The sequence below is a fragment of the Shewanella sp. 8A genome (genome assembly GCF_023475945.1).
GTDB lineage: Bacteria > Pseudomonadota > Gammaproteobacteria > Enterobacterales > Shewanellaceae > Shewanella > Shewanella xiamenensis.
In genome coordinates this window covers 107,568-128,134 of record NZ_JAMDJP010000006.1, presented here as the reverse complement: position 1 = coordinate 128,134, position 20,567 = coordinate 107,568, and the positions used below count along the sequence as shown (strand labels likewise).

At 44.7% G+C, this 20,567-nt stretch carries 18 protein-coding genes and 1 riboswitch; of the genes, 11 read left to right on the top strand and 7 right to left on the bottom strand.

The features are described from left to right. Positions 1-52 precede the first annotated feature (52 nt). Both M0413_RS06550 and M0413_RS06545 read left to right on the top strand, forming a co-directional pair. Positions 53-745 (top strand): MOSC domain-containing protein, encoded by a 693-nt coding sequence (locus tag M0413_RS06550; RefSeq protein WP_218737860.1) that lies wholly within the window; start codon positions 53-55, stop codon positions 743-745. Between the two features lie 39 nt (positions 746-784). Next, on the top strand, positions 785-1,141 hold the full coding sequence (locus tag M0413_RS06545; RefSeq protein ID WP_037423127.1) for a DUF4870 domain-containing protein: 357 nt from the start codon (positions 785-787) through the stop codon (positions 1,139-1,141). Between the two features lie 87 nt (positions 1,142-1,228). Here M0413_RS06545 and M0413_RS06540 read toward each other — a convergent pair whose 3' ends face one another. Together M0413_RS06540 and M0413_RS06535 are read right to left on the bottom strand one after the other, a co-directional pair. Next, positions 1,229-3,145, bottom strand: a complete 1,917-nt coding sequence (locus tag M0413_RS06540; protein WP_047538600.1) for a methyl-accepting chemotaxis protein — start codon at positions 3,143-3,145, stop codon at positions 1,229-1,231. 303 nt (positions 3,146-3,448) lie between these two features. Then, complete coding sequence (locus tag M0413_RS06535) at positions 3,449-5,098, bottom strand: electron transfer flavoprotein-ubiquinone oxidoreductase (RefSeq protein ID WP_249553534.1); 1,650 nt, start codon at positions 5,096-5,098, stop codon at positions 3,449-3,451. 252 nt (positions 5,099-5,350) lie between these two features. Beyond that, a riboswitch (molybdenum cofactor riboswitch) is annotated at positions 5,351-5,484 on the top strand. On the opposite strand from M0413_RS06535, the gene moaA reads away from it, so the two are divergent. From moaA to M0413_RS06500, 7 genes are all read left to right on the top strand, one after another. Next, a complete protein-coding gene (gene moaA / locus M0413_RS06530; protein ID WP_249553533.1) occupies positions 5,472-6,452 on the top strand; it encodes a GTP 3',8-cyclase MoaA in 981 nt (326 codons plus the stop codon). Its footprint overlaps the riboswitch before it by 13 nt. Before the next feature lie 158 nt (positions 6,453-6,610). After that, on the top strand, positions 6,611-7,045 hold the full coding sequence (gene moaC, locus M0413_RS06525) for a cyclic pyranopterin monophosphate synthase MoaC (protein WP_370686196.1): 435 nt from the start codon (positions 6,611-6,613) through the stop codon (positions 7,043-7,045). A gap of 19 nt (positions 7,046-7,064) precedes the next feature. Next, a complete protein-coding gene (gene moaD / locus M0413_RS06520; RefSeq protein WP_047538593.1) occupies positions 7,065-7,316 on the top strand; it encodes a molybdopterin synthase sulfur carrier subunit in 252 nt (83 codons plus the stop codon). A 1-nt stretch (position 7,317) separates the two neighbouring features. Then, entirely contained in the window at positions 7,318-7,785 is a 468-nt protein-coding gene (moaE, locus tag M0413_RS06515; protein WP_055646887.1) for a molybdopterin synthase catalytic subunit MoaE, read from the top strand. Between the two features lie 43 nt (positions 7,786-7,828). Further along, positions 7,829-8,632 carry a molybdate ABC transporter substrate-binding protein gene (gene modA / locus M0413_RS06510; RefSeq protein WP_249553532.1) on the top strand — a complete coding sequence of 268 codons (804 nt, stop codon included), beginning with the start codon at positions 7,829-7,831 and terminating at the stop codon, positions 8,630-8,632. 8 nt (positions 8,633-8,640) lie between these two features. Continuing rightward, positions 8,641-9,321: a molybdate ABC transporter permease subunit gene (gene modB / locus M0413_RS06505; RefSeq protein WP_144376044.1), complete on the top strand. Its 681-nt coding sequence runs from the start codon at positions 8,641-8,643 to the stop codon at positions 9,319-9,321. After that, on the top strand, positions 9,302-10,405 hold the full coding sequence (locus M0413_RS06500) for an ABC transporter ATP-binding protein (RefSeq protein ID WP_249553531.1): 1,104 nt from the start codon (positions 9,302-9,304) through the stop codon (positions 10,403-10,405). Before modB ends, M0413_RS06500 begins: the two co-directional genes overlap by 20 nt. A 10-nt stretch (positions 10,406-10,415) precedes the next feature. Here M0413_RS06500 and M0413_RS06495 read toward each other — a convergent pair whose 3' ends face one another. Next, the gene (locus M0413_RS06495) at positions 10,416-13,820 is read right to left on the bottom strand and encodes a transporter substrate-binding domain-containing protein (protein WP_249553584.1); all 3,405 of its coding nucleotides are present in this window, start codon (positions 13,818-13,820) and stop codon (positions 10,416-10,418) included. A gap of 114 nt (positions 13,821-13,934) precedes the next feature. Here M0413_RS06495 and M0413_RS06490 point away from each other — a divergent pair, with 114 nt between their 5' ends. After that, positions 13,935-14,573, top strand: a complete 639-nt coding sequence (locus tag M0413_RS06490) for a response regulator (RefSeq protein WP_220591744.1) — start codon at positions 13,935-13,937, stop codon at positions 14,571-14,573. A gap of 2 nt (positions 14,574-14,575) precedes the next feature. Here M0413_RS06490 and M0413_RS06485 read toward each other — a convergent pair whose 3' ends face one another. The 4 genes from M0413_RS06485 to M0413_RS06470 all read right to left on the bottom strand — a co-directional run bounded on the left by M0413_RS06485 (position 14,576) and on the right by M0413_RS06470 (position 19,583). After that, positions 14,576-15,784, bottom strand: a complete 1,209-nt coding sequence (locus tag M0413_RS06485; protein WP_249553530.1) for a hypothetical protein — start codon at positions 15,782-15,784, stop codon at positions 14,576-14,578. After that, positions 15,781-18,249: a CS1-pili formation C-terminal domain-containing protein gene (locus tag M0413_RS06480; RefSeq protein WP_249553529.1), complete on the bottom strand. Its 2,469-nt coding sequence runs from the start codon at positions 18,247-18,249 to the stop codon at positions 15,781-15,783. Before M0413_RS06480 ends, M0413_RS06485 begins: the two co-directional genes overlap by 4 nt. Positions 18,250-18,353: 104 nt before the next feature. After that, positions 18,354-18,842, bottom strand: coding sequence for a CS1 type fimbrial major subunit (locus M0413_RS06475; protein ID WP_105251093.1), 489 nt, complete (start codon positions 18,840-18,842; stop codon positions 18,354-18,356). A 21-nt stretch (positions 18,843-18,863) separates the two neighbouring features. After that, positions 18,864-19,583, bottom strand: a complete 720-nt coding sequence (locus tag M0413_RS06470) for a fimbrial biogenesis chaperone (RefSeq protein ID WP_249553528.1) — start codon at positions 19,581-19,583, stop codon at positions 18,864-18,866. 232 nt (positions 19,584-19,815) lie between these two features. Between M0413_RS06470 and M0413_RS06465 the strand changes: the two genes are divergently transcribed. Beyond that, the gene (locus M0413_RS06465; protein ID WP_249553527.1) at positions 19,816-20,556 is read left to right on the top strand and encodes an EAL domain-containing protein; all 741 of its coding nucleotides are present in this window, start codon (positions 19,816-19,818) and stop codon (positions 20,554-20,556) included. The last annotated feature ends 11 nt before the right edge of the window (positions 20,557-20,567 follow it).

Sequence of the window (20,567 nt, the reverse complement as noted above, 5' to 3'; positions counted from 1 at the left end):
ATACTTAGCGTTTTTATTTGGCCCCGTGTGGCGACAATGATGGGAGTAACCAATGTCGACCTTATTGGTAAACAGATTATCGGGTTTGTATTTAGGGGCGAGCCTGCAAGAAATTAGCGGCATTTCAACTGGCATTGACGGTAAAAAATCGGCGCAGCAGTTAGTGGTGAATGTCGACCATGTGGAAGGCGATGCACAGGCTGATCCTAAACATCATGGCGGACTTGACCGAGTATTGCATCATTTTCCCCGTGAGCATTATGGTCAATACCGTCGTTGGGATTTAATCACCCAACTCGAAGATGCACCGAGCATGGGTGAAAATATCAGCACGGTTGGCTTAAATGAAACCGAGGTCAATATTGGGGATGTGCTGCAAATCGGTGCCGTCACAGTGCAAGTGACTCAGCCGCGCTCACCTTGCTTTAAATTGAACCTGCAATTTGGCCATAGCGAATTTGCCCTTGCCATGCAGCAGAGTCAGTTATGCGGTTGGTTTTACAGAGTATTAACCCCAGGTGTGATTCAGTTAAGCGACAAGATAGAATTAGTTGAGCGTAAAACTGATATCAGCGTTGCCGAGGCGATGGCGCTGTATTTTTCTCCTCAATATAACGCTAAAGCCTATGATAGACTCGCCTCCTGTGAAGGGCTGGCACAAAGCTGGGTGAATAGCCTACAGCGCCGCTTAGCAACGCAGCAAGTCGAAGATTGGCAAATGCGTTTGTATGGGCCAAAGAGCTAATAACTTTTATATTTCAAACAATAATACAGGGAAAGTGTCATGATAGAGTCAGTGACGAAGAGCGAGAAAGATTTTGGTTTACTGGTGTATGCCTCTAGTTTAATCGGGTATTTAGTGCCATTAGGCTCCATCCTTGGTCCGCTCATTTTGTGGCTGATGAAGCGTGAAGAGTCGGCTTTTGTCGATCAATGTGGGCGCAGCTGTCTGAACTTTAAGCTAAGCCTACTAATCTACGTGATCATCAGTGGGATATTAGCGTTTGTAGGCATTGGATTTATCTTGCTTATCATCCTCGGCATTTTGGACTTAGTCTGTACTATCCTAGGCATAGTTAAGGCCAGTGAAGGGCAGGTTTATCGCTATCCACTGACGATCAAGTTTCTCTCCGATAACTAATCGCCTTTTAAGTTATGTAATAAAAACGCCTTAGGGAGATCCACTAAGGCGTTTTTGTTTCTATATCAATATCTTTGTGTTTGACAATTACACTTTAAACTTAGCTACCAAGGTATCCAAGCGGTGGGCGAGTTGATTTAACGCTAAACTGGCCTGCGCCGCAGCTTGGGCTGTGCTCGCGGTGCGTTGGGTAATGTCGTTAATTTCGGTCACGTTACGATTAATATCTTCGACCACAGTTGATTGCTCTTCTGTTGCCGCCGCGACTTGAATGTTCATATCACTGATAAGACCAATGCGATCGCTAATGCCAACCAAAGACTGGCTAGCCTCATCAACCGCTGTTACACCTTCGTGTGAGCGAGCACGGCTCTGTGCCATGGCATTAACTGCGCGGCTTGCTTCAGATTGCAACTTGTCGATCATACCTTGGACTTCGTTAGTAGAGGCTGCGGTACGTGATGCCAGATTACGGACTTCATCGGCAACTACGGCAAAGCCACGTCCCGCTTCACCTGCGCGTGCAGCTTCAATCGCGGCGTTGAGGGCTAATAGATTGGTTTGCTCCGAAATAGCACGGATCACATCGAGGATGCCACCGATAGATTTGGTATGAGTCGCGAGGGATTCAATCACTTCACCTACTTGTTCCACATCATGGGAGAGCTGATTGATAGTGTCACGGGCACGCGTTACCACCACTTGGCCGCTATTGGATTCTGTATCGGCATCTTTCGCGGCAACAGCGGCTTGGGCGGCATTGCTGGCGATTTCATTTACGGTTGCCCCCATCTCATTGATGGCCGTTACCACCATCATAGTGCGGTCTTTTTGTTCATGGCTGTCTTCAAGGGTTTGCTGCGCTTGATTAGATACATCTTTCGCCGAGAGACCGAGTTGTTCACTGGTCTGCGCGACTTCAATAACAGAATCTTGGATTTTGCTGATAAAGCTATTAAATCCTTGGGCAAGTTGGGCAATTTCATCTTCACCATTTACAGGTAAGCGTTGGCGTAAATCACCTTCACCTTCGCCGATATCATGGAACATTGCTGCGACTTGGGCGATAGGACGGCTCACTGAACCTGCTACCACAATGGCGAGCATGATAAAGCCCGCGGCAATGATTACGGTCCAAATTAGGATCTGGTAGGCGGCATCTGTCAGCAGGGCGAAGACTTCGGCTTCAGGTACTTGGGCAACCAAATACCAATCCATCGACGGAATATAACTGCTGGCAACAAAGGTGTTTTCACCTTGGATATCGGTATTAATAAGATTGAAATCACTACGATTGAGTAATGAACTCATGTTGGCGCCCGAGTACAAACTCTTGAGGCTGCTCTTGCCAATTTGGCTGGCGTCTGGATGTAGTTTTACCTCGCCTTTGGCATCGACTAAGTAGACAAACCCGGTTTTTTCAATCTTAAAAGAGTCGAGGAGCCGCACCATATCATCGAGGGATTTGGCGAGACCAACAAGTCCGCGACCGTTAGGTTGTTGATAGTTTATAAAGAGTTTTACCTCACCATTGGCTTCGGTAAATACGTTTAACATCCGCTCTTGGCCGCTATCACGATAACCAAAAAACCACCCATCTTGGGCGGGCGTGAGTACGCGTAAAAAACCGTCCTGAGTATAATAGGCTGCGGTTTGTCTATCGGCGTAGGAGGCTTGGGCCAAATGATATTGGCGGGTGATGTCCTTTAATTGGGCAACGACGTGGGGCTCTTGCTCCGTTGGGCGGCCATTTTCAAGCCATTGCAGTAACATACGGCTGCTGGCGAGTTGTTCAGCTGCATTCATTAAGCTCGAAATATCCAGCTCAATCTTGTTGCGGATTTGCATCATTAGGCTAGGCATTTCCGACCCGAGCATACGTTGCTGAACCACATTTTTAGCACTGCGTTGGCTGAGCACGCCCACCAGAATGGTTGATAGCAGCACTGCAAATGCCACTGTCAGCAGAATTTTCTGCTTAATAGTAAGGTTATTAAATATCATAAATATCAATATGCCTGTGTTATACGTTTAGAAATATCGGTCGACGTTTTCTACCAATGACTTAGTATCGGACAGAAATGTTAAAAGTTAACCTTAGTTTTGGTCTAATGCCGAATAAAACAGCGTACAAGACATTTATTTGGCCTAACCTGTTGCTCTTGCGGTAGATCTTGTTATGTAGAGTATAGATGGAAATGAGTTGCTGATTTGAAGCATGTGATTTTTATGGTGCAATTGTGGCCAAAATGTAGGGGTAAGGCAAGTAAAAAGAAGGCGCTCAATGAGCGCCTTCTTCGGTAGAGATTACATATTCGGGTAGTTTGGACCGCCGCCGCCCTCGGGCGTCACCCAAGTAATATTTTGGCTAGGATCTTTAATGTCACAGGTTTTGCAATGGATGCAGTTTTGCGCATTGATAACAAACTTCGGTTGACCCGCTTCCTCAACAATTTCGTACACGCCAGCAGGGCAGTAACGCTGGGCGGGCTCGTTAAATTGCGCCAGGTTTATCCCGAGCGGAATGCTGTTGTCTTTTAAGCGTAGATGGCAAGGCTGGTCTTCCTCATGATAGGTGCTCGACAGGTAAACTGAAGAGAGCTTATCGAAGCTGAGTTTGCCATCGGGTTTGGGATAATCAATCTTGTTGTAGGCACTGACTGGAGCCATTTGTGCATAGTCTGGGTGTTCATCACGCAGGGTGATCGGGAACTTACCACCGAACCAGTTTTGATCTATGTAGTTAAATGCACCGCCAAGGAAAGTGCCAAACTTATGCATTGCCGGGCCAAAGTTGCGCGACTTATATAGCTCTTCGTGTAACCAGCTTTCTTCCAGATGGGTTTGGAAACAATCCAGATCTTTACCGCCTTCGACCTCGGCCATCATTGCCTTAGCTAAGGTTTCAGCCGCAACAATGCCGCTCTTCATGGCGGTATGCGTGCCTTTGATCTTGGCAAAGTTTAAAGTGCCCGCATCGCAACCAATCAGCAAACCGCCGGGGAAACTCATCTTCGGCAGTGAGTTCAGGCCACCTTTAGTGATAGCACGTGCACCATAGCTCAAACGCTCGCCGCCAGTTAAGTATTTGGCGATGACTGGGTGAGTCTTATAACGCTGAAACTCATCGAATGGACTTAAATGGGGGTTTTTGTAATTGAGGTCGATAATCAGACCCACGGCAATTTGGTTGTCTTCCATATGATAGAGGAAGCCACCACCCGAGGCGCCATCGGTTAATGGCCAACCACCTGTGTGTACCACTTTACCTTGTTCGTGTTGTTCGGCGGACACTTTCCAGATTTCTTTAAAGCCTAGGCCGTAATGTTGTGGTGTTTTACCATTATCTAAGTGGTATTTCGCGATCAGCTGTTTGCCTAAGTGACCACGGCAGCCTTCTGAGAACACGGTATATTTGGCGTGAAGCTCCATGCCGGGCATAAAGCTGTCTTTGGGTTGGCCATCGGCGCCGATGCCCATATCGCCAATCAGGATACCCTTCACGCTGTTATCTTTATTGAAGAGTAATTCGCTGGCGGCAAAGCCGGGGAAAATTTCTACGCCGAGTTCTTCGGCACGGGTCGCGAGCCAACGGCAGAGATTACCTACGCTGACAATATAGTTGCCTTCGTTGTGCATGGTTTTCGGCACAAATGCATTAGGCATGAGTTTGCTGTCGGTAGCGGAGTTGAGTAGATAGATTTCATCGTGGGTCACAGCTGTGGTGACGGGAGCGCCTTTATCACGCCAGTCGCTGAATAGCTCGTCTAATACCCTTGGTTCGAATACGGCGCCTGATAGAATATGCGCGCCCACTTCGGAGCCTTTTTCTACCACGCAAACGGTAATTTCTTTACCTGAATCCTTTGATATCTGCATTAATCGACACGCAGTCGCCAAGCCAGCTGGGCCAGCGCCGACGATAACAACATCGAATTCCATTGATTCGCGTTCCATCAGTTCACCTTTTCCTTCGCTTATCCCCAATTTATATCGGGTGTTGTAGTTTGTTTGTAAACGGGCGTTTTATTACTAATGTCCACCTTACCTCAAAATCACCGCAGGGCACAGGGGCTAAGCAGGCTGTTTAGCCTAAAGAGTGACAAATCTTTGGGTGAGCACTGTCACAGATTGTTCACGCTCAGTTGAAGCGGATCAAGAAATACCTGTTTAGGGGTATAGCTAGCCAATACTTTCGGCTTATAATCACGGCTGACGGTTCTCCGAGCTTGCCTACCTAAGTCAACAGATATGGTGGTGTAGCCGTGGCAATAAGGCCACTGGGGTGAGTAAAGAAATGCACTCGCCTCCCACACTTGGAAAGGTGATCATGTCTCAATTACAAGACAATTTTGGTCGTAAATTTCATTACTTACGGATGTCAGTCACTGACGTTTGTAACTTCAAATGCAGCTATTGCCTCCCCGATGGTTATCATCCCAATGGCAAGCAACAGTTTTTATCTCTCAGTGAGATAGAAAACTTGGTGTCCGCATTTAGCCTCGTTGGCACTCAAAAAATCCGTATTACTGGCGGTGAACCCACGCTGCGTAAAGATTTTACCGATATTATTCGAGTCGTTGCCGATAATCCGCGTATTCATACCGTAGCCACTACCACTAATGGATATAGGCTCGAGAAGCATGCCCAAGAGTGGTTCGATGCTGGTCTGCGCCGCATCAATGTGTCGGTAGACAGCTTAGATCCTAAGATGTTTTACCAGATCACCGGCGAGAATAAGTTCGACGAGGTGATGAGTGGTATCGATGCTGCATTATCAGCAGGCTTTGAGCGCGTAAAAGTCAATGCGGTATTACTCAAAGGCATGAACGATAAAGATTTACCGCGCTTTTTGAATTGGATTAAGCATACGCCCATCGATCTGCGTTTTATTGAGTTAATGGAAACCGGCCTTGGCCGCGAGTATTTCCAAGCCCACCACTTAGCGGGGGCCGATATTAAAGTTCAGTTGCTTGCCAACGGCTGGCAATTGGATACACCCCGTGCCGACGATGGCCCTGCGCAAAACTTCAGCCACAGTGACTTTAAGGGCCGTATCGGCTTGATCATGCCCTACGCTACTAACTTCTGTGCGAGCTGTAATCGCTTGCGGGTCTCGGCCAAAGGTAAGTTGCACTTGTGCCTGTTTACCGAGTCCGGTATTGATTTGCGTGATCTACTACAACACCCGAGTCAGCAAGCGGAATTAATCGAGCGGTTACACGGTCAACTGGCACAGAAGAAAGAAACCCATTATCTGCATCAGGGCATTACTGGCGTAACTCAGCATTTGGCCTCGATTGGCGGTTAATCTAACTTAGGTTTTAGTCTGCTTATCGCGTGATCTTTCATTTAGTTAGGTTTCGCGATTGCGCTCAATTTCCAATATGCTTGAATTTAGCAGCAGTTTAAAGGATCGCTTCAATGAGCAATGTATTTACCCATATTAATGCCGACGGCAATGCCCACATGGTCGATGTGACCGAGAAAGCCGTGACCGAGCGTGAGGCCCGTGCCGAAGCCTTTATCGAGATGGCGAGCGCGACCCTTGAGATGATCATGAGCGGCAGCCACCATAAGGGCGATGTATTTGCCACCGCGCGTATCGCGGGGATCCAAGCGGCGAAAAAGACTTCAGATTTAATTCCGTTATGCCATCCACTAATGCTAACCAAGGTCGAAGTCGAGCTTGAGGCTCAGCCTGAGCACAATCGTGTGCGCATCACTAGTCTGTGTAAATTGTCCGGCAAAACCGGTGTCGAAATGGAGGCGCTCACGGCGGCCTCTGTCGCAGCGCTGACGATTTACGACATGTGCAAAGCCGTGCAGAAAGACATGGTGATTTCACAGGTGCGCCTGCTCGAAAAACGCGGCGGCAAGTCGGGACACTTTAAAGCTGAATAACGTAAAGCGAGATAAGAATATGATTAACGTGTTGTTTTTTGCCCAAGTTCGTGAGCTTTTAGGTACGGCACAACTGAGTGTTGAAGCGAGCGAGCAGACACAAACTGCGGAAGGATTACGGGCAACTTTAGCGGCTAAAGATGATAAATGGGCCAAAGTGTTAGCCTCGGACAAATTACTGGTGGCGGTAAATCAAACCATCAGCCAGTGGGATACCCGAGTGAGTGATGGTGATGAAGTCGCCTTCTTCCCACCTGTGACCGGAGGTTGATATGCGTTTACTGCCGAATGTACGGGTGCAAACCGTTGATTTTAATGTGGCTGATGAGTACCACCAATTAGCCCAAGATAACAGCGATGGCGCCGTTGTGACTTTTGTTGGCAAGGTGCGCGACTTTAACGATGGCTCAGTGGTGACGGATCTAACCTTAGAGCACTACCCCGGTATGACGGAGCGCGTTCTTGAGCAAATCGTTGCCGAGGCGCGTGAGCGTTGGCCGCTCAATAAAGTTACGGTTATCCACCGTGTTGGCACGATGGCGCTGGGTGAGCAAATTGTGTTTATTGGTGTCACCAGTGCTCATCGCAAGGCTGCCTTTGCGGCCTGCGAATTCTTAATCGACTTTTTGAAGACCAAAGCCCCTTTCTGGAAATTAGAAGCTGGGGACAAGGGCAAGAATTGGGTCGAGGCCAAGGATGCCGACGAGCAAGCGGCGCAAGTGTGGCAACATAAAGACTAACGTAAGACTGAGCTAGCAGCAGGCGAGACTGAGAGGTGAGTTTATGCACGGTGTGACAGGGTTAGGCAAAATCTGGAGTCTAGTATTTTCTCTAGCATTGTCGTTCAGTGTTGCCTTGATGCCTGCCGTTAGTCGCGCCGAGACTGTGCCTGCGATTGCGGCCGCCGCGAATATCAAGTTTGCCCTCGATGATATTGTTAAAAACTTCAGCGCTGAAACCGGACTTAAGGTGCGGGTATCCTATGGCTCATCGGGTAATTTTGTCGCGCAAATTCAACATGGTGCGCCATTTGAAATGTTGCTTAGTGCCGATGAGCGTTATATCTATGAGCTGCAAAAAGCGGGCTTTACCCGCGATGAAGGCGTGCAATACGCAGTCGGTCGCCTAGCCTTAGTCGCCCCAAACAAGTCCCCTTTAACCTTGGATACTGAACTTAACGGCGTAAAAGCCCTGCTCGCCGCGGGTAAGTTGGAGCGCTTTGCGATTGCTAACCCTGAGCATGCGCCCTATGGCGAACGCGCCCGTGAACTGTTGCAAAAACTAGGCTTGTGGGATGGTCTACAAACCAAGCTAATCCTAGGTGAAAATGCCTCCCAAGCGGCGCAATTTGCCGTGAGTGGCTCCACTCAAGGCGGTATTATTCCGTTATCGCTTGCCTTAGCGCCACAGTTTAAAGCATTAGGCCAAGCAATTGCTTTACCCGAAGATCTTCACGGCCCACTTTATCAGCGTATGGTGCTAACGCCTAAAGCGGGGGTAACTGCGGAGCGTTTTTATCAATATCTTCAATCTGATGCCGCCAGAGCCGTATTTGTGCAATACGGATTTGGTCTACCCGCTCAGTAAGGTCTTCAATGGATTGGCAGGCGCTTTGGTTATCGGTCAAACTCAGTAGCATCACAGTCTTGGTGTTGATCCCGCTGGCGATTCTGGCGGGGCGAGCCTTAGCCTATCGTCAGTTTGTGGGTAAGTCCTGGGTTGAAGCTTTAATCATGGTGCCCTTAGTCTTGCCGCCGACTGTGATTGGTTATTACTTGCTGGTGGGGCTTGGCAGCCAAAGCTGGTTAGGGCAATGGTTAGAGCGCCTAACTGGGCAGCAATTAGTGTTTCATTTCTCGGGGTTAGTGCTGGCGTCCGTGCTGGTGAATATTCCCTTTGCGTTGCAACCGATACAACGTGCCTTTGAAGCGGTTCCCCACGATGTGCGCGATGCTGCGGCCTGTTGCGGTATGAGCAAACTTAAAATCCTGCTCAAAATTGAATTGCCTATGGTATGGCCAGGGGTATTGACCGCCTTAGTACTGTGTTTCTCCCATGTACTCGGTGAGTTTGGGGTCGTGTTGATGATGGGCGGGAATATTGCCGGCGAGACCAAGACGATATCGATCTCCATTTATGACAGCGTGCAGGCCTTCGATTTTGGTGCTGCAGGTACTATGTCTCTGGTATTGCTGTTATTTGCCATTACCGCATTGGCTCTCACCACCAGTCTATCGCGGCGTTTAGGAGGTCAGGGTGGCGCAAATCATCGCTGATCTGCATTGCCAGATCCAAAACCATAAGCATATTAAACTGAGCGCCGAATTTAGCTGTAAGGCGGGTGAGGTGCTGGCCGTCGTCGGGCCTTCGGGTGGCGGTAAGACAACGTTACTGCGGATGATCGCTGGGCTGAATCATCCCGATGCGGGCAGCATTGTGTTTGGTGAAACGCCATGGTTCGACCATCAAAGTCGCACCGCACTGACACCGCAGCAGCGCCATATCGGCTATATGCCACAGCATTTTGGGCTTTTTCCTAATCTTACCGCACTCGAGAACGTGGTCGCGGGGCTTGACCATATTCCCAAATCGGAGCGAGTTGCTAGGGCAAAAGATTGGCTAGAGCGGGTCAATCTGCATGGTTTACCCGATAGGTTGCCGATGCATCTTTCGGGCGGTCAACGCCAACGGGTTGCGCTTGCCCGCGCCCTTGCCCGTGAACCGTCGGTGTTGTTACTCGATGAGCCCTTTTCGGCGGTGGACAGAGAAACCCGCGAGCGTTTATACCTCGAACTTGCTCGCCTAAAAGAGCAGCTGCTTTGCCCCGTGATTATGGTGACCCACGATCTAAATGAAGCGCTGTTGCTGGCCGATTCGATGATCTTGATTAGCCAAGGTCAGATGTTGCAGCAGGGCGCGCCGTTTGAGGTGTTATCGCGGCCACGTAACGAGGCCGTTGCGCGGCAGATGGGCTTAAGGAATATTTTCGATGGCGAAGTGGTGTTTCAAGATCGCACTAAAGACATCACCTGGCTCAAATTTGGTGAGCAGCTGATCGCCAGCGATTTTGGCAAAGACCGCAGTGTTGGCAGTAAAGTTCGCTGGGTCATCCCCAATCAGGGTATTCGATTTAACGCCATTTCAAATGGACGTTTATGCCGTAGTTTTAATAAGTTAGATGTGACAATAGACTCATTACTTGTGATGGGCGAGTCGGTGCGGGTCGTCTGTTATGCTACCGGGACTAAACTACAGCTTAATACGGAAGTGTCACTTCATCTCGCACAGAAGCTTGGCTTAACCAAAGGAATGCAAACCACGGTTGCGCTCAAATCTGAGCAAATTCATATTTTAGAGTAGTACTTACTCATCAATTATTTGCGTGGATTATGGCGTTTAGCTCACTTATTAATTGAATCAACGTTGATCTAAACTCAGTTAATTCTGCCTCCGCGTCGTCATAAACTTCTTGTCTGATTTTCTCTTCTAGTAACCAAGCCTGCTCTGAAATTGATGTGAGACCTAACATACTTATTGTTCCCGCAGTTCTATGGAGCTTGTCTGCAAGTTGGGGAGCTGTTAGTTGAATATCTAGTAGCGAACTTTCAAGTTCATCTTTAAACATCAATAGCATTTTGCTTAATGCCTCACCACCAAATGCTTTCTCAAGCATTTTGATATCGATAAGTGCAGGTTTTAATTGTGGGAGCCATTTCAATAGCATTTTATATAATTCATCTAGATGTAATGGCTTTGCGAGTAAGTCATCCATTCCTACCGCAACGCATTGTTCTTTTTGCTCATTTAATACATTGGCCGTGAGAGCAATGATAGGTGTATGCTGACCAACTATCTCCTGTGATCTTACTTTTTGGGTAAAAGTGTAACCATCCATTACTGGCATTCGACAATCACATAATATTAAGTCGTAATGTCTTTGTTCCATGAGTTCGAGTGCTTGGACTCCGTGTTCGGCAATATCACAATCTAAACTCAATTGCTTTAGCTGTCGTTTTACCAATATCTGATTAAGCTGATGATCTTCAACTAGTAAAATGTTACATTCAGGCCAATTTACCTTAAGTGTAATTTCCTTCTGCGGTATCGAGACTGTAGTATCAATCCACCCCATGTTTATGTAACACACATCCTTAACAGCCTGTGATGTTAAAGGGTTAGAATTCAATAAACATTGCTCGTTTTGGTATTTATAACCGAGTGCTTCATTAAGCTGAATACACAATATCTGTTGCCGATCATCCGAAGCATTATCAGTAAATAACAGGTCTGCATTGGCTTTATTCTCAGTTAATACAATGCCTAATGACGCTAAATGCCAAGACAAAGTGTGGTGCAATTTCATATCTTTGATTGCGATATGTGCGTAGAGTCCCTGCAATTTTTTATCAAATGCATCTTGAGCAACTACAGGTAAACGAATACGTAAACCGATAAAGGTACCTAAATGAGGAGCGCTATTTAGGATAATGTCACCACCCATCATTTCGGCGAGTGTATGGCTAATAGCTAGGCCTAAACCTGCCCCGCCGTAGCTACGGGAAGTTGAGGCATCAGCTTGTTCGAAAATATTAAATATCCGTGCTTGAGTCTCAGTGCTCATGCCGATACCCGTATCTTGTACGCCAATAAGCAGTAATTGTTGACCATCATTTTCACTTTCTAGTTTGACCGATACTTCTATAAACCCGCGTTCAGTGAATTTAATGGCGTTATTTACCCAGTTGAATAGGATTTGCTTTATGCGAAGGCTGTCTCCAGTTACCTGTGCTGCTACACCTTGGTCAACGTGTAAATAGAAGTTTAAGTTTTTGGTATGTAAATCATTCATAACCATATAAAGCGTACTATCGAGAACTTCACGTAATAGAATTGGGGTTGATTCTAAGCGCATTTTCCCCATGTCAATTTTAGAAAAATCGAGAATGTTATTAATGATTTGGAGAATTTCTTCGGCACCATTAATAATGATTTGCACCATTTGTTTTTGTTCTATACCAAGAGGGGTAAAGCTGAGTTGCTCTGCCATACCCACGAGTCCATTCATGGGCGTGCGGATCTCATGGCTCATGGCTGCGAGAAATTCAGCTTTTCTTTTAGTGGCTTGCTCGGCGTTTTCTTTTGCGATGGCTAGAGCATTTTCGACGATGCGCCGTTTATTGATTTCTTGCCTGAGTTTTAAATAGGCTATGGTTAAGCCGCCAATGAAAAGCAGTAAACCTATCGCAATTGGCAGTAGTGTTTTGAGTAAGGTGTGCCAAGAGATGCCTTCGCTGTAATTTACGGCTAGCCAAGTATTACGGATCTGCTGTTTTTCTTTCTCACTCATACTGGAGAAAACACGGTTAATTAATGGGATAAGTGGCCAATAAGGTTCACGAACGGTAACAGCGAGTTCATCTTTATAAGGCGTTGGTGCCGCTACTCGTAATTCATCGTCAAATTTGTCGTCGATAAGCATAGTCACAACGGCCAAATTACCTATGTAAGCCGCTGCTTTGCCCTTTGCGACTAAGGTCAGACCTTCGTCGGGATTGGCAGAAACTACAACATCGATATTCGGATAGGCTTTTTTAATGCTTGGCAGCAGTAGATTATCTGTGATGACCACGCGTTGAAAGTTCAGCTCTGACAGACCTGCGATTCGTGGGCTACTGCGTGCTGTGGCTATCACAATAGGAAAAGATGTAAAAGTTTCGCTCATGTGCCAGTCTGGATATTGTGCACTGAGTCGAGTTGGTAAAATAGCAAGGTCTATTTCGTGACTAATCAGTGCACTTTGGAGTTCATGCCAAGTTCGTGAGTCTTGAGTCGCATAATCTAGCCCAAGTTTTTCCTTGAATTGCTCAAGGTAATCTGCAATTAAACCAACCAAGATGCCTTTGTTGTTGACCGAAGAGAATGGTGTCCAATGATTTACAAATCCGACTCTGAGAGATGGTAGGCCCGCTAACCATTCACGTTCATTGGGTCTAAGTAGAAAATTACTGTGGCCTAAAAAGTGAAGATCACCCATACCCAGCCAAGTCATTTCGAGAGCATTACGCTCTTCTACACTCAGAGCCATTAGGGCATTATCGAGTTGTGTTACAAGCAGACTATTGTTCTTCGTGATGCCTAAATGCAAGTTTTCCATCATCAGTGGTGCTTGGGCAACGATAAGAAGTTCAGGATGTGCACTAATGTACTGGTTAGCAACGTGGAGATTGCCAATATAGGCATCAGTTGTTTTATCAATGACCGAACTAAGTGCTTGTTCAGTATTCGAAAATGTAACTTCAGATACAGTCGGATAATGCAACTTGACTAACTTTTCGGTTGAGAACCCCTTTTCGACAGCAATCCTTGCACGGCCAAATTCACTCACATCGCGAAAAAATCGGCTGTCGTAACGAATAACGACAACAGTTGGGGAGGTGTAGTATGAGCGGCTAAACATAAGGCATTGAGTACGTTCAACAGTACGAAAAGCGTCAAGCAAGACATCGACTTCCCCATTACAGCCAGCAGAATAGAGGCTCATCCAATTGGGATAAACCTTCCAGTCAATTTGATAATTAAGATTTTTGGCGAGCAGTTGTATGAGTTCAACACTAAATCCCGTTGTTATCTGGTCATTAATTTGTTGAAAAGGTCCCCAGCCGTTGGCGAGTACGCCTACTCTAATGGTTGTGGTTTTGGGCTGTTCGGCATGAGTGATAAAAGTCATGCATAGCAGGGATAAGCAACTGAAGATGCAAAGAAGTTGGTTACGCATTTTTTGAGTCGTACTCATCTCTATGGCCAAAGTGGATTAAGTCTCGAAAAAATCACTGATGCCAAGTAGTATAGATAAGGCATCCATAAGTTCACATTATCACGGGAGTTGTATATGGCTTTTAAGATCATCCTTGCCGACGATCACCCTATTATACTCACTGGCGTGCGTAGTTTGATGGCTGAAATGCAGCCAAGTTGTGACATTGTTGCGGAAGCAAATAATGTTTCCGAATTATGGCGTACATTGGAGCAACATGAATGTGACTTATTGATCACAGACTTTAGTATGCCTAATGATGACAATGCCGATGGTATGACCATGATTAAACAGCTGAGGCGAAAATATCCAAACTTACCCATAATAGTGTTAACTCAAGTGCATAATTTAGGTGTGCTGCAAGCCCTTATGCAAATCGGCATTAATGGCTTATTGTTAAAAAAATCAGTCATAGCTGAATTAGCGAATACTGTTAAAAAAGTATTATCGGGTTCAGTGTATATTGGTGATGCCGTTCGTGAATTGTTAAATGAACAAGGTATTAATCAATATGCTATCCCAGTTGAACTTTCACTCAAAGAAATAGAAGTGGTACGTTTACTGGCAAATGGTATGTCAGTGACTCAAGTTGCCAGCTATTTACACCGCAGTGTAAAAACCATAAGTACCCAAAAAACCAATGCGATGCAAAAACTCGGTTTAAAAAATGACAGTGAATTGTTTCATTATGCACAGCAACAGGGCTTATTTTAATGTTAAAGTGGAGGGATTTCAGCCTCAAACATAATAGTCACATCCCCTTGGTAAGTACTTCCTGGATATTTCATCATTTCAGTTAAGTTGGTTTTGTCAATTTCAAATGAAAAATTTCGTGCAACATTAATATATTCCCCATTTATATTTGTAAAGCGGTACTTTGATGTTGTTAGCAATATTGATTTTCCTTCACCATTTATATAATTGATTTTAACATTTGTTTTGTGGCTGTTTTTAATGTTTTTAAGTTGGCACTGGCGATTATTTTGATATTGGCAATAACTCAATGAAACATCAAATGCTGCACTACTCCAGAGTCTAAATGGTAATTCCGCCTTCAAGTTAGATGGTGTTTTACCGTTGTTCATCCATGGTGCCCAGCCCTTGGGCGGTTGCAAGATCACTTTATTGCTGCCAGCAGGGAACTCTACCTTAAGTTGATGTGTGACCCTTAAGGTAAACTCTATTGTTACGTTTGAGTCTGAGTAGGTTGCGTCGCCAAAATCGAGATCTTTATTGCGTCCAAGGCTCAAGGTTAAACTGCCCTTATAAGTGCCATTTTCCATTTTTAATGGATCTGGCGGTTGTAGTTTATATCCCATATAAATTCTTTCAATTCGAATGTCAGTTGAGGTAAATGTTGAATTGAATCTATTATCGTAACAAAACCCACCAGATTTTTGATTAGCATCTTTTATGTCATACATATAGTGGAGATTATAGACGCTTGCCCATACCCCTAATCTATAATTACATGCTCCTAAAACATTCGTTTCTGGCCATTCACTACCAGTTGTACCAGCTTCTTTAATATAGTTTGGACTCTGGTTTGCACCAAGTTGTGTTAATTTAAACTTCATTTTATGGGGGGAACTACTCCCAACTTTAGTTAGTTCAATTTCTTTTTCTCCAGTAAATTTCTGATATATAATGGCATGTTCTAATTTACCATCATTTTTTATGAGCCTTGATGTGATATTGGTTGGTATGCTTACAGCTTGTTCATTTTCTAATGATGCCTTGCCGTTGCACCAGAAACCTTCTAGTGGCCTTCCTATAGAGCATGTTGTGGTATTAATAAACTTACTGCCAGTAATATCATATGGTGCAGGTTTATATTCAGCCGTCACTTGAATAGTAGCAGCTTGTGTTAAGGGGATTGATAATATTGTAAGTATCAATATATATAACGCATTACGATAATTCACTTGGCTAGGTTCTCTGTTAATGTTTGTTGTGCCCATGATTGGGCATGACAAGTGATATTGCCTAATAGCAATAGGTTCTGTTCACGTTTAACTCGGTGTAAATCGAGTTCAAGGTTGCACTCTTGTATACCTTGATATTCCACTTGCAAGCTCGGGTGGCGTTCACTCATTTCTACGGCAAAAAAGCCATCGGCCTCACTCAAGCTGCGTCCCGCATGGTTGGCGATAAGCGCGCCTTTAAGCGGTCTTCCTTGCTGGTCAACTAAGCGGCCAATCACAGTGACAGTCTTCATGACTCTGATTTGTTGGTAACTGACGCCTCCCTTATTGAGGTGGTAGTGCAATACGCTCGGTTGGATGACTGAAGGTGTGTCATCAAAGTCCTGTATGGCGAGTTGTACGCTACCACTGCGATAGGCGGTTACTGGCACTAAGTTGCGCCCAGGCTTTAAGCGCACACTACCACCGTGCTCATCATCTGCTTGTAAAATGATGTCAGGGCTGTCTGCAATCACATCGACTATCATGCCCGCATCGTAGTTTTGGCTCTGGCCTGAAATGCTGAGTTCACCCTGTTGCCCTAGTGCAAGCATGCTATCGAGGTTGATGCCGCCTGATATACCACCGTTATAGGACGATGACTGTGCATAGACATCGCCGCTAACAATATCGTTGCTAAAGCGGCTATTAACGGTTGCACCAACCCCATAGCTATCCGTGTTTAGCCCCATCCCAATGGTTTCAATCCCACGCCAGTCCAGTTGCTGTTGGTAATCAACATAGGCATGCTGCTCTTGCCCGCCAGAGCGTGAAGTTCTGCTACCCAAGCCACCACCGATTCGACGCGTTTGATCGCCTAAGTTCATACTGAAATAAAGTGCGCCACCTTGGTCGCGCTGACCTAAGGTGTTAATGTTGCCCGGACGATCGAACGCGGTTACACTCCAGCTGATTTGACGTCCCCAGAGCTTACCGCTGTACTGCCAGCCTAAATCTATCCCTTGACCTTGCTCTGATTGATGTGACAAATAGGCGGAAATAGAGTGACCTTTCCCTAAGTTATGCTGCAGAGATACACTGGTCTTTTGGGACTTAGAGTTAGTAATATCAATGTGTTGTGATTGACTGAGCTGTTGTTGATGGCTGAGTACAAAGCTACCTTGCCTGTAGCTATAAACTGCTTGCAAATCCAAATCGCTGCCCTGTTGCTCATCCATGACCCAATTACCAAAAAAGCGCAGTTGTTGGTTCCAGTCCCAATCGGCCGAAACGCTATAATGCCAACCCTTATCAACAAATTGGGCCGCTGCTCCAAGGATAATCGCCGGTGTTAATAAGTAGTTTGCGAGTACCCCCGTGCTGAGTCCGCGTCTACTTTCATCATCCCAATTCGTTATTTCGGATAATTTTTCTCCAGCAAACCAGTTCACTCGAAAAGGGTCTTCGGTGTTTTGCCATTGAATGGGTTTGTTAATGATTTCTCGACGACGTTCAGTGATTTGACCATCTTCTAGAATCCGAATTTCAACTTCATATATGCCAGATGGTAATACTTTAGTATCAATGGCTTGTAGGCCAGTCTTAATCTGTTGCGAGTTGATCAATTGTCCATTTTGATAGATTTCAACCATACCTGCACGATTCGGAGTGACATAAATCGGTGTGGCACTGGCGTAGGTTTGATCAACCAATAATTGATTAGAGTCACCCAGCATCACGCCCATTACAGCTTGTGAGCTGCCGCTGTAAATGATGGGCTGACGAACTAAGCCTTGAGCATAAGGGGAGAAATACCCGAGTCGATAGAAGTGTCCTTCGTTTTGGCGTTCGGTATATAACTGTTGAATACTCGAGTTGAGTGTCTCTTCGTTATTTTGAGTGACTTCGCCTTCTAATAATGTGGTCCATTGGCCTAAACTCGCTTGAGCCTGCAAATTATAACGGCCTGCGTGAGTGCTCTCATCGGATTGACTCCAATTGAGCTGTTGTCGAAATAGCGCACCATAGCTGCCTTGTACAGGCAAGGCATAGTAGTGTGAGTTTAACTCTTGCTTCTCGATTTTGGCCGTTAAAATCGCTAACTGAGAGTTTTCTAAATTGTACTCAATCGCTAATATGTCACCTTGACAAGCTTTTTGACACAAACCTAACTTATGCTTTTGGTTTAATTGCGTTATCCAAAACAGTTGCTGGCGTTCGTCAATATCACTTTCGCTCACGTCTATGAGTTTTAATAGTTGCACACTGGTATCGAGTCCTAACACTATTTCACCTTCGCCAAGCAATTTATTATCGATGGTGATTCTTACTGTTAATGGGGCATTAAAAAAATGCTCAGAAAATCCATCGGGCAAGTCTTGATATTGCTTTAACAGCTTGAGTGAGTCTGATGGTGTGCTATTAGCCAAAGAGCAAGAGCTAAAGATTAGCGTTGCGATCAGAATAGTCAGGATCAAAGATGACAAGTGTGTTGCCTCATATCGAAAAAATGAAAAGCATGAGTCGTTAACTTGAAAATTAATAAAGCTCCCTTCGCGGGAGCTTTTTTGAAATTTAACTTAATAAATCTCTATGGTTTTTTAGGTGGTGTTTCAGATTCGAAAATCATATTGACCATGCCTTGGTAGTTACCTGCGACATAGCCGCTTGCAGGGACAGTTGGAATGATCTCTAGTCCAAGGGTTTTACCCGTTTTAGCATTGTCGACATCGACTAATTCTGTCGCAGATGTCTTCAGTTCAATACCGCCCACTTTAACTGTTAGTGCAATATTATCATTGCCACTGGCGATAATGGCTGGGTTTGATAAGTAACCCGTAATAGCACCAATGGTACTTTTAACTTCTAGTTGCTTATTTAATTGATCTAGCTTTTTTGTATGGGCGTTATATGCTAACTTTTGCTGGCTGTTGATCCAGTTATCATTGCCTGTTGGTTGCACAAAAAAGTTCTCTGACGGAATTTGTGCAATCACAGTGACTTGATGTTCAATCTTTTCAGCCGCAAATGAGTTCATGGCCACTAATAAGGTTATTGGGGCCGCCTTCCATATTTTCATTACAGTCTCCTTTAGGATGCATTAGTTACCAATAACTATGCTTTGGGTTTTATCACCTTCAATCAATTGAAAGTGATAGCTTTCGTTACTATTCTTTACCAGTTGTTTTTTTGAACCGGGTAAGATGTGCAATTTGGTCGCTGTGGAACACTCTTTGGTTTTTTTGTTACATGATTCAAAAAAATCTAAAATAATAGTCGTATTCCCGTTATTTTTTATTTCTGCGCTATTTGTGTCTTCCGTTATTTCAGTTGAGTATTTAGGTTCTTCTGGGGTGATAAATAAAAATGCCCCATAACCTGTTAGTATTTGTATTCCGGCAGTGAGTTTTTCACGCGTTTGCTCAGTTTTTTGCTCATCAAATCCATCATTGTTTTTTGGCTGCACTGGTACAAAGCGAACTCTAAAGTAACGTTCTGTGTCTTTTTTATCTAAGAATAACAATCTCGTTGCTTGTACTCCCTTGGCTGGAATAATTAAGCGAGACGGGCTCGCTATCAAGGCGCGGTTTTCTGTTTCCTGTTCTGGCACTTCATAGGGTTGGCCATTTTCATCATATTTTATTTCGTTAATCGATATTTTAATAAATGCGGTTGAATCACCCATGTTCATTATTTTTTTCAAATAAGTGGTTTTATTGCTAGGCATATAGTCAAATAAGGTTCCTATGCTTATTTCTGCCGCAGCATAAACTTGAGAGCTATAAAAAATAATACCAAAAAGCGCTAAATATAATCGCATTATTATTGAGTTACCTTGTATTGAGTTGCCTTGATTTCATTTTTTTTGGTTGATGTTGCTGTTCGATTGGAACAACATTTTAGCTGTATTTTATATGGGTGATTTTTATGCGTTAATAGGAATAGTCCTATAATAAAGTTCAGTGATTTTTTGTTTTTAGGATTTATCTGATAGAAACGAGTGCCAATTTAGTTAAAAATAAGTCAGATATATTAATATTCTGTAGGTATCTATGCTGTCAGTTAAACGTAAAAAAGTGAGTGAAGATATTGCAAGCTGCATTATGTCTGATGTGGTTATGCCTTTTTATCAGCCTATTATCGGGGTTGATAAAACCGTTATAGGATATGAAGCACTTGCACGCCGTTGGGATGCCAAGAGTCATGCATATGTAGGTATTGATTTTTTATTGTTAGATCAAAATACTTCTCTGCATATAGATATATGGATGTTGAGGTCGATTCTTAAAGACTTAACTAGATTGGCCGATAAAGGCGTTGGCATACTGTCCATTAATTTAAATCCCATGCCATACAGTGTTACTTATCAAAATTTATTGCAAATGCTGTTGCTTCAAGCAAAAGTGCTGGGCATCAAAATTTGGTTTGAAGTGTTAGAACACACTTTATTAGATGATAAACAGCATGAATTGATTGAAATGTTACGGGCACGAGGAGCCAGCATCGTACTGGATGATTTTGGCACCCAAGAATGTAATTTCTTACGTATGATGGTATTGCCCTATGATGTCATCAAGTTAGATCGTTCCCTTTTGCTGCAAGCTTGTCGCTCTTCACATTCAATGCGAATTTTGACGAGCTTAGTTGAGTATTTACAGCGATTAGGAATGCAGGTTGTTTGTGAAGGTGTGGAGACTTTGATGCACATTGATGTGGCAACCTTATTGGGGTGCGATTATCAACAGGGATATGCCCATGCTATGCCAGCGCCGATTTCACACTGGGGTAGTTAGGGTGAATCACG

Excerpts from the sequence above, each read along its gene's own strand:
- M0413_RS06550 (WP_218737860.1), top strand. The coding sequence starts at position 53 with ATGTCGACCTTATTGGTAAACAGATTATCGGGTTTGTATTTAGGGGCG.
- M0413_RS06545 (WP_037423127.1), top strand. The coding sequence starts at position 785 with ATGATAGAGTCAGTGACGAAGAGCGAGAAAGATTTTGGTTTACTGGTG.
- M0413_RS06540 (WP_047538600.1), bottom strand. The coding sequence starts at position 3,145 with ATGATATTTAATAACCTTACTATTAAGCAGAAAATTCTGCTGACAGTG.
- M0413_RS06535 (WP_249553534.1), bottom strand. The coding sequence starts at position 5,098 with ATGGAACGCGAATCAATGGAATTCGATGTTGTTATCGTCGGCGCTGGC.
- moaA (WP_249553533.1), top strand. The coding sequence starts at position 5,472 with ATGTCTCAATTACAAGACAATTTTGGTCGTAAATTTCATTACTTACGG.
- moaC (WP_370686196.1), top strand. The coding sequence starts at position 6,611 with ATGGTCGATGTGACCGAGAAAGCCGTGACCGAGCGTGAGGCCCGTGCC.
- moaD (WP_047538593.1), top strand. The coding sequence starts at position 7,065 with ATGATTAACGTGTTGTTTTTTGCCCAAGTTCGTGAGCTTTTAGGTACG.
- moaE (WP_055646887.1), top strand. The coding sequence starts at position 7,318 with ATGCGTTTACTGCCGAATGTACGGGTGCAAACCGTTGATTTTAATGTG.
- modA (WP_249553532.1), top strand. The coding sequence starts at position 7,829 with ATGCACGGTGTGACAGGGTTAGGCAAAATCTGGAGTCTAGTATTTTCT.
- modB (WP_144376044.1), top strand. The coding sequence starts at position 8,641 with ATGGATTGGCAGGCGCTTTGGTTATCGGTCAAACTCAGTAGCATCACA.
- M0413_RS06495 (WP_249553584.1), bottom strand. The coding sequence starts at position 13,820 with ATGCGTAACCAACTTCTTTGCATCTTCAGTTGCTTATCCCTGCTATGC.
- M0413_RS06490 (WP_220591744.1), top strand. The coding sequence starts at position 13,935 with ATGGCTTTTAAGATCATCCTTGCCGACGATCACCCTATTATACTCACT.
- M0413_RS06475 (WP_105251093.1), bottom strand. The coding sequence starts at position 18,842 with ATGAAAATATGGAAGGCGGCCCCAATAACCTTATTAGTGGCCATGAAC.
- M0413_RS06470 (WP_249553528.1), bottom strand. The coding sequence starts at position 19,583 with ATGCGATTATATTTAGCGCTTTTTGGTATTATTTTTTATAGCTCTCAA.
- M0413_RS06465 (WP_249553527.1), top strand. The coding sequence starts at position 19,816 with ATGCTGTCAGTTAAACGTAAAAAAGTGAGTGAAGATATTGCAAGCTGC.